Raw genomic sequence first — 23,380 nt, 5'->3', positions numbered from 1 at the left:
CATTAACAAATAAATAATTTAAAAACGGTGCTTTTTCCAGCAGCCCGCGTATGACTGAAAAGTCTACCAGATTTATAGATAAATTATTAATTACTTGAAAAATAACAACTATAATTTTCAAATGTAAATTTATCGTTAAACTGATCACAAATAATTCACCTTTAGTTGCCAAAACACCGCCATCGGCATAAAGATAATCGTTAATATATTAATGAAATCACGAACGGATCTGAGGAGTGGTGAATGAAAGGCACTGTTTTTGCCGTTGCGCTCAACCATCGCAGCCAAATTGACGCCTGGCAGCAGGCATTCCGGCAAGCCCCCTACAACGCACCGCCGAAAACGGCAGTGTGGTTTATCAAACCGCGCAACACGTTGATCCGCGGCGGTGAGGCGATCCCGTATCCTGAGGGTGAAACGGTGCTGAGCGGCGCTACCGTGGCACTGATCGTTGGCAAAACCGCCAGCAAGGTAAGCGTGGCCGAGGCGCCGGAATACATTGCGGGTTATGCGCTGGCTAACGAGGTCAGCCTGCCGGAAGAGAGCTTTTACCGCCCGGCCATTAAGGCAAAATGCCGCGACGGTTTCTGCCCGCTGGGCGAAATGGCCGCGGTGAACAACATTGACAACCTGACCATCATCTCCGACATCAACGGTCACGAGGCCGATCGCTGGAGTACGGCGGATTTACAGCGCAACGCCGCCGAACTGCTGAGCGCGTTGAGCGAATTCGCCACCCTGCAACCCGGCGACGCCATTCTGCTCGGCACCCCGCAAAGCCGCGTGGCGCTGAAACCTGGCGATCGCGTACGTGTGCTCGCCGAGGGTTTCCCGCCGCTGGAAAACCGCGTGGTGGATGCGCGTGAGATCGCGGAGGTTCGCACTGTTGCGCCACAACCGCACCCCCACGGCACGCTGTTTGCCCTCGGCCTGAATTATGCCGATCACGCCAGCGAACTGGATTTCAAACCGCCGGAAGAGCCACTGATTTTTATCAAAGCCGCCAACTCGTTTACTGGCGATAAGCAAACGTCTGTCCGCCCGGATAACGTCGACTACATGCATTACGAAGCCGAGCTGGTGGTGGTGATCGGCAAAACCGCGCATAAAGTCAGTCGTGAAGCGGCGATGGAATATGTGGCGGGTTACACGATTTGTAACGACTACGCCATCCGCGACTACCTGGAAAACTACTATCGCCCGAACTTGCGGGTGAAAAGCCGCGACACGCTGACGCCCATCGCGCCGTGGATCGTCGACAAATCCGCCACCACCCCCGCCGATCTGATTTTCGACATCCCCTTCCTGATCGCTTATCTGAGCGATTTTATGACCCTGCAACCGGGCGACATGATCGCCACCGGCACGCCGAAAGGCCTGTCCGACGTGGTGCCGGGCGACGAAGTGGTGGTGGAAGTGGAAGGCGTGGGCCGCCTGGTCAACCGCATTATCAGCCAGCAGACGTATGAGGAGACGCTGAAATGAAAAAGATAAATCACTGGATTAACGGCAAAAANCCCCCGCCCTGCCGATCCACCAGACCAAAAACGTGCTGATCCCGCGCGCCTCGCATAACTTTGAGTTTTTCGCCGAAGTGTGCCAGCAGATGAACGGCAAAACCTACCCGGTTGACGACAAAATGCTCAACTACACGCTGGTGCAGCCGGTGGGCGTCTGCGCGCTGGTGTCGCCGTGGAACGTGCCGTTTATGACCGCCACCTGGAAGGTCGCGCCGTGTCTGGCGCTCGGCAACACCGCAGTACTGAAAATGTCCGAACTGTCGCCGCTGACCGCCGATCGTCTCGGTGAGCTGGCGCTGGAAGCAGGGATTCCGGCGGGCGTGCTGAACGTGGTGCAGGGTTATGGCGCCACGGCGGGCGATGCGCTGGTGCGTCATCACGACGTGCGCGCCGTGTCGTTTACCGGCGGCACCGCGACGGGACGTCGCATCATGCAGAACGCCGGGCTGAAAAAGTATTCGATGGAGCTGGGTGGCAAATCGCCAGTGCTGGTGTTTGAGGACGCTGACATCGAGCGCGCGCTGGACGCCGCGCTGTTCACCATTTTCTCGCTCAACGGCGAACGCTGCACCGCAGGCTCCCGCATTTTCATTCAGCAGAGCATTTACCCGGAATTCGTGAAGCGTTTTGCCGAACGCGCCAACCGCCTGCGCGTCGGCGATCCGACCGATGCGAACACCCAGGTGGGGGCGCTGATCAGTCAGCAGCACGGGCCGGACAAACCTGCCGACCTGCCCGCGCATCTTAAAGGCGGCAACTTCCTGCGCCCGACGGTGCTGGCAGATGTCGACAACCGCATGCGCGTGGCGCAGGAAGAGATTTTCGGTCCGGTGGCCTGCCTGTTGCCGTTCAAAGACGAAGCTGAAGGGCTGCGGCTGGCCAACGATGTGGAATACGGCCTCGCCTCTTACATCTGGACGCAGGACGTCAGCAAAGTGCTGCGTCTGGCGCGCGGTATCGAAGCCGGGATGGTGTTTGTGAATACGCAAAACGTGCGCGACCTGCGCCAGCCGTTCGGCGGTGTGAAAGCCTCCGGCACCGGTCGTGAAGGGGGCGAATACAGCTTTGAGGTGTTCGCCGAAATGAAAAATGTCTGCATTTCCATGGGCGATCACCCGATCCCCAAATGGGGAGTCTGATATGGGCAAGTTAGCGTTAGCCGCCAAAGTGACTCACGTTCCATCGATGTATCTCTCTNNAGAAATCAGCAAGCGCTGCCGTGAGATGGGCGTCGATACCATCATCGTTTTCGATACCCACTGGCTGGTCAACAGCGCCTATCACATCAACTGCGCGGATCATTTCGCGGGCGTTTACACCAGCAACGAGCTGCCGCATTTTATTCGCGATCTGACCTACGAGTACGACGGCAACCCGGCGCTCGGCCAGTTGATTGCTGATGAAGCCATTAAGCTCGGTGTGCGCGCCAAAGCACACAATATCCCGAGCCTGAAGCTGGAGTACGGCACGCTGGTGCCTATGCGCTACATGAACAGCGACCGCCATTTCAAAGTGATCTCCATTTCGGCATTCTGCACCGTCCACGATTTCGCCGACAGCCGCAAGCTGGGCGAAGCCATTATGAAAGCCATTGAGCAGTACGACGGCACCGTAGCGGTGCTCGCCAGCGGCTCGCTGTCGCACCGTTTTATCGACGACCAGCGCGCAGAAGAAGGCATGAACAGCTACACCCGTGAATTCGACCGTCAGATGGATGAGCGTGTGGTGAAGCTGTGGCGCGAGGGCAAATTTAAGGAATTCTGCAGCATGCTGCCGGAGTACGCCGACTACTGTTACGGCGAAGGCAACATGCACGACACCGTGATGCTGCTCGGCCTGCTCGGCTGGGATAACTACGACGGCAAAGTGGAATTCATCACCGACCTGTTCCCCAGCTCCGGCACCGGTCAGGTCAACGCCGTTTTCCCGCTGTCTGCGTAAGGATCCCTGATGCCACATTTTATCGCTGAATGTACTGANNCCTGTTTGCCAAAGTGAACGACGCGCTCGCCGCCACCGGCATCTTCCCGATCGGCGGCATTCGCAGCCGCGCGCTGTGGCTCGACACCTGGCAAATGGCCGACGGCAAGCACGATTACGCCTTCGTGCATATGACGCTGAAAATCGGGGCGGGCCGCAGCCTGGAGAGCCGCCAGCAGGTTGGCGAGCAACTGTTCGCGCTGATTAAAAGCCATTTCGCCGCACTGATGGAGAGCCGTTATCTGGCGCTCTCCTTCGAAATCGAAGAGTTGCACCCGACGCTGAATTACAAGCAGAACAACGTGCACGCCTTGTTTAAGTAGCGCGCGATTTGCCCGGTGGCGCATTCGCTTACCGGGCCTACAGCGACCCCGGACCGTAGGCCGGATAAGCAACGCGCCATCCGGCACTGCCACAGGAATGACTATGCTCGATAAACAGACCCGAACCCTGATCGCCCAGCGGTTGAATCAGGCCGAAAAACAGCGTGAGCAAATCCGTGCGATCTCGCTCGATTACCCGACCATTACCATTGAAGACGCCTATGCCGTACAGCGTGAATGGGTTGACCTGAAGATCGCCGAAGGGCGCGTGCTGAAGGGGCATAAAATTGGCCTGACCTCCAAAGCGATGCAGGCCAGCTCGCAGATCAACGAACCGGACTACGGCGCGCTGCTTGACGACATGTTTTTTCACGATGGCAGCGATATTCCGACCGATCGTTTCATCGTCCCGCGCATCGAAGTGGAACTGGCCTTTGTGCTGGCGAAACCGCTGCGCGGCCCGAACTGCACGCTGTTCGATGTCTACAACGCCACCGACTATGTGATCCCGGCGCTGGAGCTGATCGACGCCCGCTGTCACAACGTCGATCCCGAAACCCAGCGGCCACGCAAAGTGTTCGACACCATTTCCGATAACGCCGCCAACGCCGGGGTGATCCTCGGCGGTCGCCCGATTAAACCTGACGAACTGGATCTGCGTTGGATCGCTGCCCTGCTCTACCGCAACGGCGTGATCGAAGAGACCGGCGTCGCCGCAGGCGTGCTGAATCACCCGGCCAACGGCGTGGCGTGGCTGGCGAACAAACTGGCGCCGTACGACGTGCAACTGGAAGCCGGGCAGATCATTCTCGGCGGTTCGTTTACCCGCCCGGTGCCGGCGCGCAAGGGCGACACCTTCCACGTTGACTACGGCAACATGGGCGCCATCAGTTGCCGCTTTGTGTGAGGAATTGAGCATGAATAACGCTTTCAAAGACGCGCTAAAAGCCGGGAAACCCCAGATTGGCCTGTGGCTGGGATTGTGCAGCAGCTACAGCGCTGAATTGCTGGCAGGCGCAGGGTTTGACTGGCTGCTGATCGACGCCGAGCATGCGCCGAACANGGTGCAGATCAAACAACTGCTGGACGTGGGCGCGCAAACGCTGCTGGTGCCGATGGTGCAGAACGCCGACGAAGCGCGTCTTGCCGTGAGCGCCACGCGCTATCCTCCCGCCGGGATTCGCGGCGTGGGCAGCGCGCTGGCCCGCGCCTCGCGCTGGAACCGCATCCCCGATTACCTGCAACACGCCAACGACGCCATGTGCGTGCTGGTGCAAATCGAAACCNNGCGTGTTTATCGGCCCGGCGGATCTCAGCGCCGACATGGGTTTCGCCGGTAATCCGCAGCACCCGGAAGTGCAGGACGCCATTGAGCGCGCCATCGCGCAAATCCTGAGCGCTGGCAAAGCACCGGGCATTCTGATGGCTAATGAAACGTTAGCGAAACGCTATCTTGAACTCGGCGCGCTGTTTGTCGCCGTCGGGGTGGATACCACCCTACTCGCCCGCGCCGCCGAAGCGTTAGCGGCGCGTTTTATCGATACACCGGTTACGTCAGTCAATAACAATAAATCCGTCTACTAACCGTACGATGTGGAGCGCATCATGACGACCTCTACCCTGCAACCTAATGATAATAAAGCTGTTGAGCATCGCGTAATTAATAAGCTGTTCCGTCGTTTGATCGTGTTTCTTTTTATTCTGTTTGTTTTTTCGTTTCTCGATCGCATTAACATCGGCTTTGCCGGGCTGACGATGGGCAAAGATCTGGGTCTGACGTCCACCATGTTTGGCCTGGCGGCGACGCTGTTTTACGTCACCTACGTGCTGTGCGGGATCCCGAGCAACATCATGCTGGCCAAAGTCGGCGCACGCCGCTGGATAGCCGGAATCATGGTGGTGTGGGGCATTGCGTCGACCTGCACCATGTTCGCTACCAGCCCGCATACGCTGTACATCCTGCGGATGCTGGTGGGCATTGCAGAAGCCGGTTTTCTGCCGGGGATCCTGGTCTACCTGACCTGGTGGTTCCCGGCGTATCATCGCGCCCGCGCCAACGCGCTGTTTATGATCGCCATGCCGGTGACCATGATGCTCGGTTCGATCCTCTCCGGCTATATTCTGGCGCTCGATGGCCTGTGGAATCTGAAAGGCTGGCAGTGGCTGTTCCTGCTGGAAGGGCTGCCGTCTGTCGTGCTCGGCGTGGTGACGTGGTTCTTTCTCAATGACACGCCGGATCAGGCCACCTGGCTGGACGATGACGAAAAACAGACGCTGAAGGCGATGATCGCCCGCGAACAGGAAGTGGCGATGTCGACGTCGGTCGCGCCGCGCTCCCCCCTGCGCGAAGTGCTGACGCCGGCGGTGCTGCTCTATACGCTGGCCTATTTTTGCCTGACCAACACGCTCAGCGCCATCAACATCTGGACGCCGCAGATCCTGCAAAGCTTCAACACCGGCAGCAGCAATATTGTGATTGGCCTGCTGGCGGCGATCCCGCAGTTTTGCACTATCCTCGGCATGATCTGGTGGAGCCGTCGTTCGGACAGGTTAAAAGAGCGAAAAAAGCACACCATCCTGCCCTATCTGTTCGCCGCAGCGGGATGGCTGCTGGCCTCAGCAACCGATCACAGCCTGATCCAACTGCTCGGCATCATTATGGCCTCGACCGGATCGTTTACCGCCATGGCGATATTCTGGACCACGCCGGATCAGGTGATTAGCCTGCAGTCCCGCGCGGTGGCGCTGGCGGTGATCAACGCCATCGGTAACGTGGGATCCGCCGTCAGCCCGTTGTTGATCGGCATTCTGCGTGATGCCACGGGAAGCTTCAGTTCAGGGTTGTGGTTCGTTGCCGGACTGCTGATGGTCGGGGCGCTGGTGCTGACGCGCATTCCGATGACGCAGCGGGAAAGCCGCCAGCACACTGCGGGCATGGCGCCGCAGAAGATCCACTAAGGAGCCGCCATGTGCCAGCCGACCATTGCGAATATCGATATCAGCAAAGACTACGATGAAACGCTGGGCAGTGAAGATGTTCATTATCAGTCGTTTGCCCGCATGGCGGCCTTTTTTGGCCGCGACATGCAGGCGCACCGCCACGACCAGTTTTTTCAGATGCACTTTCTCGATACCGGGCAGATTGAGCTGCAGCTCGACGACCATCGCTATTCGGTGCAGGCGCCGCTGTTTGTGCTGACGCCGCCGTCGGTGCCGCATGCGTTTATCACCGAATCGGACAGCGACGGCCACGTATTGACGGTGCGCGAAGATCTGGTCTGGCCGCTGTTAGAAGTACTCTACCCCGGCACGCGGGAAACGTTCGGCCTGCCGGGGATCTGCCTGTCGCTCGCCGATAAGCCCGAAGAGCTGGCAGCGCTGGCGCATTACTGGCAACTGATTAAACGGGAATCCACCGCCGGGCTGCCGGGGCGCGAGCACACGCTGGTGCTGCTGGCGCAGGCGGTGTTTACGCTGCTGCTGCGTAACGCAAAGCTCGACGACCACGCCGCCAGCGGCATGCGCGGCGAACTGAAGCTGTTCCAGCGCTTTACCCAGCTGATTGACGCGCATTACCACCAGCACTGGACGTTACCGGATTACGCGCATGAACTGCACATCACCGAATCGCGGCTGACGGACATCTGCCGCCGCTTCGCCAACCGCCCGCCCAAACGACTGATCTTCGACCGGCAGATGCGCGAAGCCAAACGGCTGCTGCTCTTCTCCGACAGTGCGGTAAATGAAATCGCCTGGCAACTGGGATTCAAAGACCCGGCCTATTTCGCCCGTTTTTTTAACCGGCTGATGGGATGCTCACCGAGCGCGTACCGCGCGAAGCAGGTGCCGGTATCGTAAGAGAACCCTCTCCCGAGCGAGAGAGGGTCAGGTGAGGAGAAACATTACACTTCCGGTAATAACCCAATAAAACTGCGTTTTTTACGCGGTTCGGACATCAACGCTTCCAGTTTTTCCACGCAGGCCAGATAGTGCGGAGTTTTCTTGTGCGCCAGCACAGCCGCATCGTCTTTGTAGGCCTCGTAGATAAAAAAGCGCGTTTTGATCTCGGGATCCTGCAACACGTCGAAACGCAGATTGCCCGGCTCCGTTAGCGCGCCTTCATGGTTGGCGCGAAATACCGCCAGAAATTCGTCCACCCGTTCCGGTTTGATGTTGATTTCCACCAGCGTCACATTCATTTCACTTCTCCCTGTTTTTCCTCCTGCCAGAACTGGAACGCCTCACGGGCGCTCATGTTCTCGTGAACCACCTTTTTCACCGCTTTCAGCATCGACAACGGCGCGCTGGACTGGAAGATGTTGCGTCCCATATCCACCCCGGAAGCGCCCTGATCAATCGCCCGCCAGCACATTTCCAGCGCCTCCTGTTCCGGCAGCTTTTTGCCACCGGCAATCACAATCGGCACCGGGCAGCTGGCAGTGACTTTTTCAAAGCCCTCTTCCACAAAATAGGTTTTCACGAACTGTGCGCCCATTTCAGCGGCAATACGGCTGGCGAGGGAGAAATAGCGGGAATCGCGCGCCATCTCCTTCCCGACACCGGTGACCGCGAGTACCGGCATACCGTAACGGTTACCGGCATCCACCAGTTTGATGATGTTGTTGATCGACTGATGCTCGTGTTCGCTGCCGATGTAGACCTGTGCCGCGACCGCACATACGTTGAGGCGCAGCGCATCTTCCATTGCCACCGCCACGCACTCGTTGGACAGCTCGGTCAGAATCGAGTTGCCGCCCGACGCGCGCAGCACAACCGGTTTGTTGGTCGCCGCAGGCACCTGACTGCGCAGAATACCGCGCGTGCACATCAGCACGTCGGTTTCCTGAAACAGCGGCGCAATGGAGAGATCGATACGCTCAAGCCCGGTGGTTGGCCCCTGAAAATAACCATGATCGAACGCCAGCATCGCGGTTCGATTGCTTTTCGGGTTAAAAATACGCGCCAGTCGCGACTGCATTCCCCAGTCCAGCGAACCGCAGCCTTTCAGGGTGTAGAGCGCGTTTTTCTGCGGCGTACCAATGCCAAAATCTTTCCCGTCTTTGATGTCGTCTAAATCAGCCATCTTCTCCCCCATCAGAAATCGTAGTTATTGATGTTCTCTTTAGTGAACACCACCCGCTCCGGCAGCAGCACGATGCCGTTGCCTTTCGCTTCATACTGATAACCCTGCACGCTGTTTGGCTCGACCTTCAGCGTGCCGATATCTTTCACCTCAACGCTGTCGCCAGGGTTAAGATCGCCCTTTTTCAGCAGATGATCGGCGACGTTGACCGCAATTTTGCCCTGCTGTACCACATCCCACAGACCGAAGGCTTTTACCGTGCCGCGCTCAACGTACGGACGCATGACGTTTGGTGTACTGAAGCCGACAATCGCCACTCCTTCACGCTTCAGGTTTTCTGGGGGTCCCCCCCCCCTGCCACTGCGGATGATCTTTGGCAATTTTGGCTTTCGCCTCTTTGACCCACGCGTTCTGGTCGGTCACCGTCGGACTGGAGTAGAAAAACGCCACTTTTGCCGCTGGTTTGGTGACCTGTTTTGCAGCCATATCCACCAGCAAGCCGCCCAGCTGTTCCGGCGTGCCCTGGTTGATGTAAATGCTGCGGCATTCCGGTTTAGTGTCGGAATCCCAGGTCAGCACTTTCACGCCGCGCTGCATGGCACGTTTGAGCGCAGGACACAGGCCATCAGGCGACACGGCAGAGACGATAATCGCGTTGTAACCCTGGTTGACGAAGTTATTGATCAGCTGCACNTTGGCCGCCGCTGGTGAAGAACCCTACACCCACCAGCTTCGGAATAAAGGCAATACGATCTGCGGCCTGGGCGGTCGCCACACTCATGGCCAGCGCCAGCGCACTCAGTTGCACTATCAGTTTTACTTTCATCTCATGCTCCGATTGTTTTTCGCGAGATAACCCGACGCCATGCCGTGCGCACCCATTCACGGTGCAAACTCAGCGAGCGTCCCATCACCACCACCACCAACAGCGCACCCGATAACGCGCTCGACACCTGGTTGGGGATNCCGGGAGCCGAAATAGGAGACCATCACCAGCGCTGCAATCGCCGACGCCACGCCCACCATGCCGTACAACGCGTAGGGCATACCGTTCACCGACAGCGCGGCATAGCGCGCCGCACGCGGGTTCTGGCCGATAAGAAACAGATGGCGGCCAAAGCGACCGCGATGGGTAATCAGCCAGAAAAAAGCGGTGATTATCCATCACCAGCGGCACCGGCAGCCCCAGCAGCGTCAGGTTGGCGAACGCCGTGAAGCTGTCCGGGAACCCGCCAATACCTTCATAGCCGGTCGCCCCCGCCATGCCGGAGAGCAACAACGCACCACCGCCGTAGAGGTAGAGCGTGCCGAGGGTGATCACCAGTGGGTTGATGCCGGTGTAGTGGATCAGCGCCGCGTTAAACAGGCCGCACGCCAGCCCGAGCAGCAGCGTCAGCGGTACGGCAATACTCATCGGCAGCCCGGACTGCATCATCACGCCCAGCGCGATGGCGCACAGGAAATGTCGATGCCGCCGCTGATGATCACCAGCGTCAGCGGCAGCGCCACGATACCGATGCAAATGAAATCGCTGGTGCTGAACAGCAGCATATTGATGTCGAGCATTCGCGGATTGAGCGTGCCGAACAGTAAAATCTCCAGCACCAGCAGGATCAGTAGCGCGCTTTCCCAGTTCAGCTTCATTTACGCCACCTCTCTGTTTTTACGCTTTGGAAAAGGGGAGACCTTTTTCCCGCCTTTGTTGCCAGGCTGAANNAACGGCTGTATTTCAGCGCCCGCTGATGGCGCGTCAGCGCCTGACGCAGACGACCATCAAGCACCAGCACCCCCAGCAGCACCAGCCCGGCGATGAAGTCGTTCCACCACGCCGGCAGCCGGAACAGCACCAGCACGGTATCAATTTGCGTTAAGAAGAACGCACCGAGGAACGCGCCAATAAGCGTGCCGGTGCCGCCCAGCAGGGAGATCCCGCCGAGCACGCAGGCGGCGATGGCTTTCATCTCCAGCCCGCTGCCGGTCTGGTTTGGCACGAAACCGATTTGTGCGGCAAAGACGATCCCGGCGCAGGCCGCCATCATCCCGTTGAAGGTAAAGGCCAGCATCCGCGTGCGGTTAACGGCCACGCCGAGCTGGCGGGCGGCGGCGAGGTTATCGCCAACAGCGTAAAAATCACGGCCGAACGCAGTACGTGACAGTACCCACGCCCCGACAGCCAGCAGGCACAACACCAGGTAACCGAGCGGCGAAATGCCCAGCGCCACTGGCTCCGACAGCGATTTCAGGCTCGCCGGTAATCCTTCAATCCATTTGGCTGTAGCCGCTGTTCAGCGCCACACCAACGGCAATCGCGCACAGGCCAACGGTGGAGCCGACCGAGACGTCGATATTGCGCGTCAGCATCACCATCGTGGCACCCAGCGCCAGCAGGATCAGGATCTGGCTGCTGGCGAAAATCATGCCCAGCGTTTGCAGGCTGAAGTACGCCGGGTTCAGCGCCACCAGCACGGCAAACAGCGCCAGAATGGCGAGGAACGCGCTCAGTTCGCGGTTTTTAAACAACGTTTTCATGCGTGACCTCCAAACGCGAGCGCCATCATGCGATCGACGCTGATCGCCTGTTGCGTCAGTTCGCCGTTCAGCACGCCCTGATGCATGACCAGCACCCGATCCGCCAGCCCCGGGAACTCATCCAGATCCGAGGAGATCATCAGCACGGCGACGTTCTGCGCCGCCACGCTTTTCAGCAGCTGGTAGATATCAGCGCGGGCGGAGACGTCCACACCGCGCGTCGGTTCATCAACGATAAGCAGTAACGGGTTTGCCTCCAGACAGCGCGCCAGCAGCACTTTTTGCTGATTGCCGCCGGAGAGCGTGCGCAGCGGCTGTTCGGTGCTGTTGAGCTTGATCCCCAGCGCCCGGTGATAGCGTTCCACTACCGCCGACTCGCGTTTGCGCTGCTGCCAGATGGACGGCTCGTTCAGCGCCACGGTGTTCCAGCGTACCGGCGCATCGAGAAACAGCCCGGAGACCTGCCTGTCTTCGGGAAGATAAATCAGGCCACGCGCCAGACGCGCCGCCGTGGATTCGCGGTTGATCTCCTGATTTTCCAGCCAGACTCTGCCCGCCCGTACCGGTCGCAGCCCGTAAAGGGTTTCCGCCAGTTCGGTGCGCCCGGAGCCCACCAGCCCGGCCAGGCCAACGATCTCTCCGGCGTAAACCTCCAGGTTGAGATCGATAAACCCTTCGCCGGTCAGATCCTCCACCCGCAACACCGGGAAATCCTGCGCCTGCGTGCGGCGNGCGGCGCCAGCCACAGTTTTTGCGTATCGCTGAGCGCATGCTCGCGGCTGGCGGGGGTCATGGCGGCGATCAGCGCATTATTGTCGAATTGCGCCGTCTCACCGCTCAGAACCACCGCGCCATCGCGCATCACTGAAACGTGGCTGGCGAGCTGGCGGATCTCCGGCAATTTATGGGAGATAAACACAATGCCCACGCCCAGCCCCTGCAATGCGCGGATCTGGCTGAACAAGCGATCCGTTTCCCCTGGTGTCAGCGACGCGGTAGGTTCGTCGAGGATCAGGATCTGTGCCTCCCGCATCAGTCCGCGGAGGATTTCCACCATCTGCTGGTCGGCCACTTCAAGGGTGCTGGCGGCGGCCTGTAAATTGAGCTGGCAGTTAAGCTGTTGCAGCTTTTCCGCCAGCAAGGTGTCGGTGTTGGCGTTACGGGGCAGACGGAAGAGAATATTTTCCCGCACGGTCAGATTCGGAAAGAGCATCGGCTCCTGCGGCACCAGGTAAATGCCAAGCTGGTGCGCCTGTCCGGGTTTCAGGCGGGAAAAAGCTTTGCCATTAATGCTGAGCTCGCCGCTGTCCGGCGTTTCGACGCCCGCGATGATCTTCATCAGCGTCGATTTCCCGGCGCCGTTGCCGCCCATCAGCGCGTGTACCTGGCCTGAAAGCAATGTGAAATCAATGCCCTTCAGGACCGGCACACCTGAGAATGCCTTTCGGATAGCTTTTGCTTCTATCAGTGGGGTCATCATCGCTCCGCATTTGAACAAATGATTTTTAAATTTAATAATGTTCAAAATCGTAGTCGGTGAACTATAATTATTATCGTGCGGCGATCACACTTTTAACCATTAGCGTCTCAGGAATGGTCAACTTCTCGCCAAAAGTTCACTTTTGCCACGCGGCTCACACTTTCTGCGCGCACAATGATGAACATATGATCTAAATTTTTATAAGAGTTCAGCTATGAGCGAAAAAAGAGCAATGGATGAGGGACGTTTCGCGGGCCTGGCGCTGGCGGAAGAAGAACTGGTGGCGCGTGTGGCGTGGTGCTATTACCACGATGGCTTAACGCAAAACGACATCGGTGAGCGTCTCGGACTGCCGCGACTGAAGATCTCGCGCCTGCTGGAAAAGGGCCGTCAGTCGGGGGTGATCCGCGTGCAGATCAACTCCCGCTATGAAGGCTGTCTGTCGCTGGAAACCGAGCTCCAGCAGCGGTTCGGGTTGAAAATCACGCGCGTTCTCCCCGCCCTCAACACGCCAACGATGAACGTTCGGCTGGGCATTGGCGCCGCACAATCGCTGATGGGGGTGCTGCAGCCGGATCAGCTGCTCGCCGTCGGTTTTGGCGAGGCGACCATGAGCTGTCTGCAGCATTTGAGCGGGTTTATCGGCTCACAGCAGGTACGCCTGGTGACGCTTTCTGGCGGCGTGGGTCCGTACATGACCGGCATCGGCCAGCTCGACGCAGCCTGTAACGTCAGCATGATCCCCGCCCCGTTGCGCGTCTCGTCGGCTGAGGTGGCGAACATCCTCAAGNNGATGTTTGCCCGCAAAGGCGCGGTGGGCGACATCCTCGGCTACTTCATTAATGCCGAAGGGGAAAAGGTGGAAGGGTTAGAGATCCACCGCGAATTACTCGGCGTGACCCTCGATGAGCTGGCGCAGTTACCCACCATCCTCGGCGTCGCCGGAGGCGAAGAAAAAGCAGAAGCGATTTATGCCGCACTGAAGGGTCGCCGTATCAATGGCCTGGTGACGGAAGAGATGACAGCCCGCGCGGTACTGGCTCTGGCGCATTAGTTGCGCCGCCGCGCAAACATAGCGAGGCGTTGGTCATGAGTTACCTTTTAGCGTTAGATGCAGGGACAGGCAGCATTCGCGCCGTGATCTTCGACCTGAACGGTCGGCAGATTGCCGTGGGACAGGCCGAGTGGAAGCACCTGAGCGTGGAGAACGTCCCCGGCTCGATGGAATTCGACCTTGAGACCAACTGGCTGCTGGCCTGTCGGTGCGTGCATCAGGCGCTGGAGCGCGCCGGGCTGACCGCGGCGGATATTCAGTCCGTCGCCTGCTGTTCAATGCGCGAAGGGATCGTGCTCTACGATCGCAACGGCGAGGCCATCTGGGCCTGCGCTAACGTGGATGCCCGCGCCAGCCGCGAAGTGGCGGAGCTGAAAGAGATCCATGATTATCGTTTTGAATCTGAAGTGTATGAAGTCTCCGGTCAGACGCTGGCGCTGAGCGCGATGCCGCGTCTGCTGTGGCTGGCGCACCATCGCCCTGATATTTACCGCAAAGCGGCGACAGTGACGATGATCAGCGACTGGCTGGCAGCGAAGCTGTCCGGTGAACTGGCCGTGGATCCGTCTAACGCCGGCACCACCGGGATGCTCGATCTGTTCACCCGCGACTGGCGTCCCGCGCTGCTGGATATGGCCGGGCTGCGCGCGGATATTCTCTCACCGGTGAAAGAGACCGGCACCGTGCTCGGCGCGGTAACAAAAGCGGCTGCGCAGCAAAGCGGCCTGCGGGAAGGCACTCCGGTAGTGATGGGCGGCGGCGATGTGCAGCTTGGCTNGCCTGGGACTTGGCGTGGTACGCGCCGGGCAAACCGCCGTGCTCGGCGGCACCTTCTGGCAGCAGGTGGTCAACCTGCCGCAGGTGCGTACCGATCCGGACATGAACATTCGCGTGAACCCGCACGTCATTCCTGGCATGGTGCAGGCGGAATCGATCAGCTTTTTCACCGGCCTGACCATGCGCTGGTTCCGCGATGCCTTCTGCGCCGAAGAAAAACTGATTGCCGAACGGCTCGGCGTCGACACCTATTCATTGCTGGAAGAGATGGCCAGCCGCGTCCCGGCAGGCTCCCACGGCGTAATGCCGATTTTCTCCGACGCAATGCACTTCAAGCAGTGGTACCACGCAGCACCGTCGTTTATTAACCTCTCCATCGACCCGGAAAAATGCAACAAAGCGACGCTGTTCCGCGCCCTGGAAGAGAACGCGGCCATCGTCTCCGCCTGCAACCTGGCGCAGATCTCCCGCTTCTCCGGCGTGCAGTTTGACAGCCTCGTCTTCGCGGGCGGCGGTGCCAAAGGCGCGTTGTGGAGCCAGATTTTAAGCGACGTCACCGGTTTGCCGGTGCGAGTACCGGAAGTGAAAGAAGCCACCGCGCTCGGCTGTGCGATTGCCGCAGGCGCGGGTGCCGGACTGTTCAGCGACATGGCCTCCGCAGGCGAACGACTGGTGAGCTGGAGCCGGGAATTTACCCCCAACCCCGCCCACCGCGAGCTCTACGACGGCATGATGCAGAAATGGCAGGCAGTCTACACCGAGCAACTGGGCCTGGTGGACAGCGGCCTGACAACGTCAATGTGGCAGGCGCCGGGGCTTACGGTCTGATAGTGCCGGATGCGCTGCGTTTATCCGGCCTACAATCCCGTAGCGCCGGTAAGCGCAGCGCATCCGGAGAACAATGTCGAGCCTGTTTAATGACGACTGTTAATGGAACAGCCAACGATCGAGGCTTGTACCTAGTCTGTCGTCCACATCATCAAAATAGCGTTCATAATTGCTTTTTTGCACGCTGCCATCCGTACTCTGGACATAAATACCACCAAAACTGTGAATATAAAACGTCACGGTATCATCCTGAGCACGAGTAACATTAACTTGTAAACTTTTATCGACGCAACGATAGTCACTATCAATATGGTTGAAGCAATAATAGTCATCTATCCATCGGCTATTAATGTTTTTTATGCCATCGACAGCCTCAATTATCGTTATCTCGTTAAAATCTTCCATTGAAATAGCATAACGGTTTTGTAGCATTTTTTTGTTATCATTAAACCAGTTAATTTTATCTCTATCGGTTAGCGGGAGATGGTCGACTGCTATCACATAATCACCAGCCCATACGTGATCAACAAACAAAACATTCACGTTCTGAAGCGTCCACGCATTATATAACGCTACTATTATGAATAGTGTTGCAAGCAGTTTTCTAAAATGAATCGTAACACTCATCAGAATTCACCAATATTCACTACAGTATGAAAATTAGTGAAAACGGTTTAAAAACATGCCATTCTTCGCACACTCTTCTGGCGGAAGCCTTTTCCCTGCTATAAATTTCATACTCACTAACACTGTGCCACCAAATAACATTTTCACTGTTCTAACTCCTCGTTATTAATCATGCACATTTGGCCATTCCTGTATTTCAGGCTGGATATTGCCATTATCATCTAGCGAATATATCTTTCCACCATAACCCATCTGAAAATGCACCAGGCTTTGCGCTAAAATATCTACAAGAAGTACGGTGTTTTTGATCACGCATTTATTTTCAGAAGGAATATCATCAAAACAGCGTAAATCCTCATTCGGATACTCCTTAAGATTTAATAAACCACCTTCTGCATCAATAATAACAACTCTACCCGTCCAGTAATTTATTGCTTTGTATCTCCTTTTGAGTTCTTCTTCATGATCTAAAAACCACAGAATTTTGGCTCTATCTGTTAATGGAGTATGGTCAACCACAACAACAGTAGTCCCATTCCAGTATGGATTTACATATAGAATATTAATATTTCTTGTTGTCCATAAATTGTATATGGCGACAATCATAAACGCGACCAGTAATAAATATTTTGTTTTCCTTTTTCTCATTTATATTCACTCCATGAATTATTACCGATGAAAAGACGTTATTCCAGACGTTCAATTTGTATTTAATTAAAAATTCCAGCCAGGCTGTAGACAAAAGATGCTTTCCAGGTCGCCATGCGTGCAAGTCGAGTTATAACGATGAGATCTTTGATTCCCATCTTTTTCAGGAAGAGCGCTCTTTTCTCAGACGAGCAGTTGGCAGTCTCGTCTTTGCCGGTAAGCGCAGCGCATCCGGAGAACAATGTCGAGCCTGTTTGACGACGACTGTTTGCAGCCTTTGTTTGTTGTTATTAAACCCACTGATTTCATCATGATTCCTTAGGTGGATAAATAACTTCCAGTTTATTATCAGGCGTAAGTTGATAATCAGTTTCACTATCAGGTATATACAATCGAGTATTACTTCCAGCATATTCATCAACGATTAAGAGGTAGTTTTTAACAATACAATTGTTCTCGTTCTTTAGCGTCGGGTAACATCTAAGATCCTCATGTGGGCTTTTTTCATAATTAGTAAAACCTTCACCTATATCAGTGATGTAATATGTTTGATAGTTTTCATCTGATAATGGATATTTTCTTTTGAACTCGTCACGATGCGTCAGATACCAAGCAATTTTGTCCCTGTCAGTCCAGGGTAAATGATCCACTACCATAGAGACGGTCGAACCGGCATCTGAGTAAACATATAATATGTTGACAGGGCGAAGCGTCCAAAGATTATAAATTCCGCCTGTTAAAAACAGGCACAATAAGAGTTTGGGGAATTTCCTTTTCATCAATATTCTCCAATTTTCCCTATTGCGTGAAAGTTTGTAAAAAAAGGTTTAAAGGCAAAATTTCTGTGTCGCTGTAAGAAAAACCAGATACGAAAGAAGCGGAATTGGCTATAAACTTTGCTTTTAATATCAGTAATATCAAGGCCAAAATGATCCTGCGCATCGAAATATACCGTAGCGCTCCATCCCATAGCGTATTTATGTAGATTTGTCAGTACAATCTTCTGAGCCGCAATATCATGAACACTGATCCCCAACCCATTGATTCTATCCTTTTTTTCGTTAAATTTTGGCAAGCTAGAATCCAAAAGTTTAACCTTTATTGAATGCAAGAGTGATGGGTAATATGTTGACGTGGAGTTAAACTTAAACTCATTCCGAATGGTATCTTCAATTCTGGAAAGTGGATTTCCAGGCGAATAGCTATTAATCCTGTCATAGAAAGCTAAATTCAACCGTTGGCTATAAAACCCATTGCCATTCCCATATCTAAAATGATCAATCATTTCTGCGATAATCGCTTTATACACACCTTGAAAAGAAAATAATTTTGAAAGCTCTTTCATTTCTTTAAATAAAATGTCGATACATTCTTCATGTGATATTTTTATACCTCTGGCGGTTGCCCATGAAATCCCATCGACAGGTGTTGTGTAAGGAATGTCGTAACGAATGAGGCGATAAGGATCCACTTTCGCTGATATATCTCTAAGACCAAGTGAAAGCAGTTCCTGTTCTCCCATATCGCCACACTGCATGTCGTCGGCAGAAGAATCGTTGAAGCATTTAACGGTTTCAAAGAGCGTGTCAGGTAGATACATTGATGAGTTGAAACTCTGATCCATATTCAATTTACCCCATGAATAACAAATGGTTACGACATATAATTTGCAAACATTAAAATAAAAAGCGCGCCGAAAAAGCGCCACACTTCACACTATCTTCTGGGGTTGAGATCAGGACTTTTTTGGTTTTACTGAGGTCCCCTGGTCAGTTCTTTGATTCCCATCACAATCACAGCCTTCCCCCTTTTCCCTTTTGCTTCCTGGTGGCTAAATTAGTAACTCATCCGACCACATAACAATAATTTTACATACTGGAAACGTTTATGAGCCGCTATCCGTCGCTTTTCGCCCCGCTTGACCTGGGCTTCACTACGCTCAAAAACCGCGTGTTAATGGGTTCGATGCATACCGGTCTGGAAGAGCGCCCAGACGGTGCAGAGCGGCTGGCGGCGTTTTATGCCGAGCGGGCGCGTCACGGCGTGGCGCTGATTGTGACCGGCGGCATTGCGCCGACGTTATCCGGGGTGACGATGGAGGGCGCGGCGGTACTGAGCGATGCCAGCCATCTACCGCACCACCGTCTGATTACCGATGCGGTGCATCAGGAAGGCGGCAAAATCGCCCTGCAGATCCTGCATTCCGGGCGCTACAGCTATCAGCCGCGTCCGGTGGCCCCCTCGGCGATTCAGGCGCCGATTAACCGCTTTACGCCCCACGAATTAACGCACGACGAAATCCTGACGCTAATCGCTGAGTTCGCCCAGTGCGCGCAGCTTGCCCGCGAGGCGGGGTATGACGGCGTGGAAGTAATGGGATCGGAAGGCTATCTGATTAACGAATTCCTCGCCGCCCGTACCAATCAGCGCACTGATGAATGGGGCGGCGATTATCCGCGCCGGATGCGTTTTGCGCTGGAAGTGGTGCGCGCAGTTCGCGAACGGGTGGGTGAGGATTTCATCATTATTTATCGCCTGTCGATGCTCGATCTGGTCGAGGGCGGCGGCACTTTTGCCGAAACCATCGAACTGGCGCGTGCAGTGGAAGCAGCAGGCGCGACCATCATTAACACCGGCATTGGCTGGCATGAGGCGCGCATTCCTACTATCGCCACACCGGTGCCGCGCGGAGCGTTCAGTTGGGTGACACGCAAGCTGAAAGGCTGCGTGTCGATTCCGCTGATCACCACCAACCGCATTAACGATCCGCAGGTGGCAGACGATATTTTGTCGCGCGGCGATGCCGATATGGTGTCGATGGCGCGCCCGTTCCTGGCAGATGCCGAGTTGTTAACCAAAGCACAGCAGGATCGCGCCGATGAAATTAACACCTGCATCGGCTGTAATCAGGCGTGTCTCGATCAGATTTTCGCGGGCAAAGTCACTTCCTGCCTGGTGAATCCGCGCGNTGCTGGCGGTGATAGGCGCAGGCCCGGCGGGGCTGGCGTTTGCCGTTAATGCCGCCGCGCGCGGTCATCAGGTGACGCTGTTTGACGCAGCGGCCGAAATCGGCGGCCAGTTTAATATCGCCAAACAGATCCCCGGCAAAGAGGAGTTCTACGAAACGCTGCGCTATTACCGGCGGATGCTCGACATCACCGGTGTTGACGTGCAGCTCAACCGCACCGTCTCGGCCGATCAGTTGGGCATGTTTGATGACGTGATCCTCGCGACCGGTATCGAACCGCGGATCCCGACCATCGACGGTATCGATCATCCGAAAGTGCTGACTTACCTCGACGTGCTGCGCGACAAAACGCCGGTCGGCGAACGCGACACCAGTCTGAATCCCGCCGGCGGATTGCGCCCGGAAGGGCCGCAGTTGCCAAAAAGCCCGCGGCAGATCGTCATGCTGCAACGTAAAGCCGGGAAACCTGGCGAGGGCTTAGGCAGAACCACCGGCTGGATCCACCGCACTACCCTGCTGTCCCGCGGCGTGAAGATGATCCCGGCGGTCAGCTATCAGAAGATCGACGACGACGGATTACATGTGCTAATCGGCGGCGAACCGCAGCGGTTTGACGTGGATCATGTGGTGATCTGCGCCGGGCAGGAGCCGCTGGCGCAACCGCTACGGCAACTCGGCAAAACAGTGCATTTGATTGGCGGCTGTGATGTGGCGATGGAGCTGGATGCACGCCGGGCCATTGCGCAGGGGACGAAACTGGCGCTGGAGATTTAACGTTTTGCCCGGCGAGACGGCGTTTAACGCTTTTTACGCACCTTCACCGCTTTCAGCACCACAAACTTGTTGTTGGTATCGAGCGTGGTGCAGTTGCCAAACACGCGTTTCAGCTTGCGGAAATAATCCAGATGGCGGTTGCCGACGATATACAGCGCGCCGCCATATTTCAACGCACGGCGGGCATCGTTGAACATCTGCCAGGCGATGTGATCGGTAATGGCATGCTGCTGATGAAACGGCGGATTGCAGAACACCGCATCGAAACGATCCGGATCCTCGCCTGCCAGCGCGTTGTTGATCATAAATTCGCTGCGCGTTATCGCCTCCGGCAGATTACGCTCCACATTCAGCTGGCTCGACGCCACCGCCATGTGGGATTCATCGACGAACAGCACGCGGGCGTCCGGGTTTTTCGCCAGCAGTTGCAAACCAATCACCCCGTTGCCGCAGCCGAGATCCACCATCTCCCCTTCAATGCCTTCCGGCAGATGCTGCAGAAACAGCCGCGCGCCGATATCCAACCCGCTGCGGGAAAAGACGTTGGCGTGGTTATGAATGGTGAATTCCGTGCCTTCAAGCGGCCAACTGAAGATGTCCGTTGCCTCCTCAAGCGCAGGCGCGGTAAAGGTGCAGTGGATCAACCGGGCCTTTTTCCACGCCAGCGACGTGGTGGTCGGGCCGAGGATCTTTTCAAACAGCGCCATCGTCGAATTGTGGATATCGCGGGTTTTCGCTCCAGCGATGATGCGGGTGTCCGGCGTCACCACCTCGCGCAACGCCCGCAATTGTTGCTCGAGCAGCGCCAGCTGTTTCGGCACTTTGATCAGCACCAGCGCCGGCGCAGAAGGCAGCGGCGACAGGCTGTCCTGGAACGTGACGCAGGACTCATCAATACCGTTCATCCGCAGGTTGTGGCCTGTCGCCAGTTCAGCGACGTACGAATCGCCAATGCTGACCGGATGACGTTCGGCCAGCGTACAGGCCAGCGCGCCGAAATTGTCGTTGAGGATAAGCGTCAGGCCTTCGGTGTCGCCCACCTGCTGGAGCAGATACTCATCGGCGGCGTCCCACGCCTGTAACGATGGATCCTCCACGTTGGGTGGAAAACGATCTAAGGTGAAAAACTCACCGTTTAACTCTGCCTGGCTCATCGCCCCTCCGGGATGCTAAAATTCGCGCGTTTTATCGCTTAATTACCCATTTACACAAAATCATTCGAGTTGCATCGCGGCGGCAACTGAGTGAACCCCGGGAGCTTACACTAGTAAGTGACTGGGGTGAACGAAAGCAGCCAACAAAGAGGCAACTTGAAGGATGACGTGTAAAAATGTAAACCTATTTATTATGCTCACTTATTTACACGGTTATCCTGAATCCCTGCTGACGCAGGTCAGAACGCTGATCGACCAGAACCGCCTCGGCGAAGTGCTGGAAAAACGCTATCCGGGTCATCATGACGTCACCACGGACAAAGCGCTGTACCAGTACACCCAGGATCTAAAAAATCAGTTTCTGCGCGGCGCGGCCCCGGTAAACAAAGTGATGTATGACAACAAAATCCACGTGCTGAAAAATGCGCTCGGCCTGCACACTGCTGTCTCACGCGTACAGGGCGGTAAGCTGAAAGCGAAAGCGGAGATCCGCGTCGCCACTGTCTTCCGCAACGCGCCAGAAGCATTCTTAAAAATGATTGTGGTCCATGAACTGGCGCACCTGAAAGAAAAGGATCACAACAAAGCGTTCTACCAGCTCTGCTGCTATATGGAGCCGCAATACCATCAGCTGGAGTTCGATACCCGGCTGTGGCTGACGCACCTTTCATTAAACCGTTCTGCGTAATAGCGCACTCGTTTTGTCATCATTACATGCTAGAGTGACAAAAGATCCCACGCTACGGAGTACATGAACGTTTATGATACGTTTTGCTGTCATTGGAACGAATTGGATCACCCGCCAGTTCGTCGATGCCGCCCATGAAACCGGCAAATACAAGCTCACCGCCGTCTATTCCCGCAGCCTTGAACAGGCGCAGACTTTCGCGAACGATTACCTTGTCGAACACCTGTTTACCTCGCTTGAGGATATGGCACAGAGCGATGCGATTGACGCGGTGTATATTGCCAGCCCGAATTCGCTGCACTATCCGCAAACGCGCCTGTTTCTGAGCCACAAAAAACACGTCATTTGTGAAAAGCCGCTGGCCTCTAATCTGCATGAAGTGGAAAGCGCCATCACCCTGGCGCGCGAAAACCAGGTGGTGCTGTTCGAAGCCTTTAAAACCGCCAGCCTGCCGAATTTCCTGACACTGCAGCAGTCCCTCAGCAAAGTGGGCAAGCTACGTAAAGCGTTTATTAATTACTGCCAGTACTCGTCGCGCTACCAGCGTTATCTGGATGGCGAGAACCCGAACACCTTCAATCCGGCGTTTTCCAACGGCTCGATTATGGATATCGGTTTCTACTGCCTCGCCTCCGCCGTCGCGCTGTGGGGCGAACCACATGGCGTTCAGGCCAGCGCAACCCTGCTGGAGAGCGGCGTGGACGCTCATGGCACCGTGGTGCTCGACTATGGCGATTTTGACGTGACGCTGCACCACTCGAAAGTCAGCGATTCCGTGCAGCCAAGCGAAATCCAGGGCGAAGCGGGCTCGCTGGTCATCGAGAAGATTTCTGAATGTCAGAAGTTGAGCTTTATTCCACGCGGTGGAAAAGCGCAGGATCTGACCCAGCCACAGCATATCAATACCATGCTGTACGAGGCAGAGACCTTTGCACGACTGGTTGAAA

At 55.9% G+C, this 23,380-nt stretch carries 15 protein-coding genes and 9 pseudogenes; 13 read left to right on the top strand and 11 right to left on the bottom strand.

Annotation, left to right across the window (positions count from 1 at the left end):
• Positions 1-243 precede the first annotated feature (243 nt).
• From GM30_RS17770 to hpaA, 8 genes and pseudogenes are all read left to right on the top strand, one after another.
• Positions 244-1,485, top strand: coding sequence for a fumarylacetoacetate hydrolase family protein (locus tag GM30_RS17770; RefSeq protein ID WP_049849712.1), 1,242 nt, complete (start codon positions 244-246; stop codon positions 1,483-1,485).
• A gap of 40 nt (positions 1,486-1,525) precedes the next feature.
• Positions 1,526-2,659, top strand: a pseudogene (locus GM30_RS17765) (aldehyde dehydrogenase); the annotation flags it as partial.
• 1 nt (position 2,660) lies between these two features.
• Positions 2,661-3,461, top strand: a complete 801-nt coding sequence (gene hpaD / locus GM30_RS17760) for a 3,4-dihydroxyphenylacetate 2,3-dioxygenase (protein ID WP_049849711.1) — start codon at positions 2,661-2,663, stop codon at positions 3,459-3,461.
• Between the two features lie 9 nt (positions 3,462-3,470).
• A pseudogene (locus GM30_RS17755) lies at positions 3,471-3,823 on the top strand (5-carboxymethyl-2-hydroxymuconate Delta-isomerase).
• 103 nt (positions 3,824-3,926) lie between these two features.
• The gene (gene hpaH / locus GM30_RS17750) at positions 3,927-4,730 is read left to right on the top strand and encodes a 2-oxo-hept-4-ene-1,7-dioate hydratase (protein WP_049849710.1); all 804 of its coding nucleotides are present in this window, start codon (positions 3,927-3,929) and stop codon (positions 4,728-4,730) included.
• Positions 4,731-4,740: 10 nt separating this feature from the next.
• Positions 4,741-5,407, top strand: a pseudogene (locus GM30_RS17745) (aldolase/citrate lyase family protein).
• Positions 5,408-5,428: 21 nt separating this feature from the next.
• On the top strand, positions 5,429-6,781 hold the full coding sequence (hpaX, locus tag GM30_RS17740; protein ID WP_049849709.1) for a 4-hydroxyphenylacetate permease: 1,353 nt from the start codon (positions 5,429-5,431) through the stop codon (positions 6,779-6,781).
• Positions 6,782-6,790: 9 nt separating this feature from the next.
• Entirely contained in the window at positions 6,791-7,681 is an 891-nt protein-coding gene (gene hpaA / locus GM30_RS17735) for a 4-hydroxyphenylacetate catabolism regulatory protein HpaA (RefSeq protein WP_049849708.1), read from the top strand.
• 44 nt (positions 7,682-7,725) lie between these two features.
• Here the strand turns inward: hpaA and lsrG are convergent, their stop codons facing one another.
• The 6 genes and pseudogenes from lsrG to lsrA form a co-directional block, all read right to left on the bottom strand.
• Complete coding sequence (gene lsrG, locus GM30_RS17730) at positions 7,726-8,022, bottom strand: (4S)-4-hydroxy-5-phosphonooxypentane-2,3-dione isomerase (RefSeq protein WP_049849707.1); 297 nt, start codon at positions 8,020-8,022, stop codon at positions 7,726-7,728.
• Entirely contained in the window at positions 8,019-8,906 is an 888-nt protein-coding gene (lsrF, locus tag GM30_RS17725; protein ID WP_049849706.1) for a 3-hydroxy-5-phosphonooxypentane-2,4-dione thiolase, read from the bottom strand. Before lsrF ends, lsrG begins: the two co-directional genes overlap by 4 nt.
• 11 nt (positions 8,907-8,917) lie before the next feature.
• Positions 8,918-9,732, bottom strand: a pseudogene (locus GM30_RS17720) (substrate-binding domain-containing protein).
• 1 nt (position 9,733) lies between these two features.
• A pseudogene (locus GM30_RS17715) lies at positions 9,734-10,550 on the bottom strand (ABC transporter permease subunit).
• Positions 10,551-11,435, bottom strand: a pseudogene (locus GM30_RS17710) (ABC transporter permease subunit).
• Positions 11,432-12,912: pseudogene (lsrA, locus tag GM30_RS17705) on the bottom strand (autoinducer 2 ABC transporter ATP-binding protein LsrA). The pseudogenes GM30_RS17710 and lsrA overlap by 4 nt, the downstream one beginning before the upstream one ends.
• A 217-nt stretch (positions 12,913-13,129) precedes the next feature.
• Between lsrA and GM30_RS17700 the strand changes: the two are divergent.
• Both GM30_RS17700 and lsrK read left to right on the top strand, forming a co-directional pair.
• Positions 13,130-13,969, top strand: a complete 840-nt coding sequence (locus GM30_RS17700) for a sugar-binding domain-containing protein (protein ID WP_049849705.1) — start codon at positions 13,130-13,132, stop codon at positions 13,967-13,969.
• Between the two features lie 35 nt (positions 13,970-14,004).
• Positions 14,005-15,574: pseudogene (lsrK, locus tag GM30_RS17695) on the top strand (autoinducer-2 kinase).
• Between the two features lie 99 nt (positions 15,575-15,673).
• On the opposite strand, the gene GM30_RS17690 reads toward lsrK, so the two are convergent.
• The 4 genes from GM30_RS17690 to GM30_RS17670 all read right to left on the bottom strand — a co-directional run bounded on the left by GM30_RS17690 (position 15,674) and on the right by GM30_RS17670 (position 18,473).
• Positions 15,674-16,201, bottom strand: coding sequence for a DUF943 family protein (locus GM30_RS17690; RefSeq protein ID WP_049849704.1), 528 nt, complete (start codon positions 16,199-16,201; stop codon positions 15,674-15,676).
• 165 nt (positions 16,202-16,366) lie between these two features.
• Positions 16,367-16,849 carry a DUF943 family protein gene (locus GM30_RS17685; protein ID WP_049849703.1) on the bottom strand — a complete coding sequence of 161 codons (483 nt, stop codon included), beginning with the start codon at positions 16,847-16,849 and terminating at the stop codon, positions 16,367-16,369.
• A 308-nt stretch (positions 16,850-17,157) separates the two neighbouring features.
• Complete coding sequence (locus GM30_RS17675; RefSeq protein ID WP_049849701.1) at positions 17,158-17,628, bottom strand: DUF943 family protein; 471 nt, start codon at positions 17,626-17,628, stop codon at positions 17,158-17,160.
• On the bottom strand, positions 17,628-18,473 hold the full coding sequence (locus tag GM30_RS17670) for a YPO3983 family protein (protein ID WP_049849700.1): 846 nt from the start codon (positions 18,471-18,473) through the stop codon (positions 17,628-17,630). Before GM30_RS17670 ends, GM30_RS17675 begins: the two co-directional genes overlap by 1 nt.
• 263 nt (positions 18,474-18,736) lie before the next feature.
• On the opposite strand from GM30_RS17670, the pseudogene GM30_RS17665 reads away from it, so the two are divergent.
• A pseudogene (locus GM30_RS17665) lies at positions 18,737-20,591 on the top strand (oxidoreductase).
• A 23-nt stretch (positions 20,592-20,614) separates the two neighbouring features.
• On the opposite strand, the gene rlmG reads toward GM30_RS17665, so the two are convergent.
• Complete coding sequence (gene rlmG / locus GM30_RS17660; protein WP_049849699.1) at positions 20,615-21,745, bottom strand: 23S rRNA (guanine(1835)-N(2))-methyltransferase RlmG; 1,131 nt, start codon at positions 21,743-21,745, stop codon at positions 20,615-20,617.
• A gap of 193 nt (positions 21,746-21,938) precedes the next feature.
• Here rlmG and GM30_RS17655 point away from each other — a divergent pair, with 193 nt between their 5' ends.
• Entirely contained in the window at positions 21,939-22,433 is a 495-nt protein-coding gene (locus GM30_RS17655) for a M48 metallopeptidase family protein (RefSeq protein ID WP_049849698.1), read from the top strand.
• Between the two features lie 73 nt (positions 22,434-22,506).
• A partial coding sequence (locus GM30_RS17650) for a Gfo/Idh/MocA family protein (protein WP_049849697.1) occupies positions 22,507-23,380 on the top strand: 874 nt, incomplete at its 3' end.

The organism is Trabulsiella odontotermitis (assembly GCF_001188485.1).
Lineage (GTDB): Bacteria > Pseudomonadota > Gammaproteobacteria > Enterobacterales > Enterobacteriaceae > Trabulsiella > Trabulsiella odontotermitis_A.
This window is presented reverse-complemented; position numbering and strand designations above follow the sequence as displayed.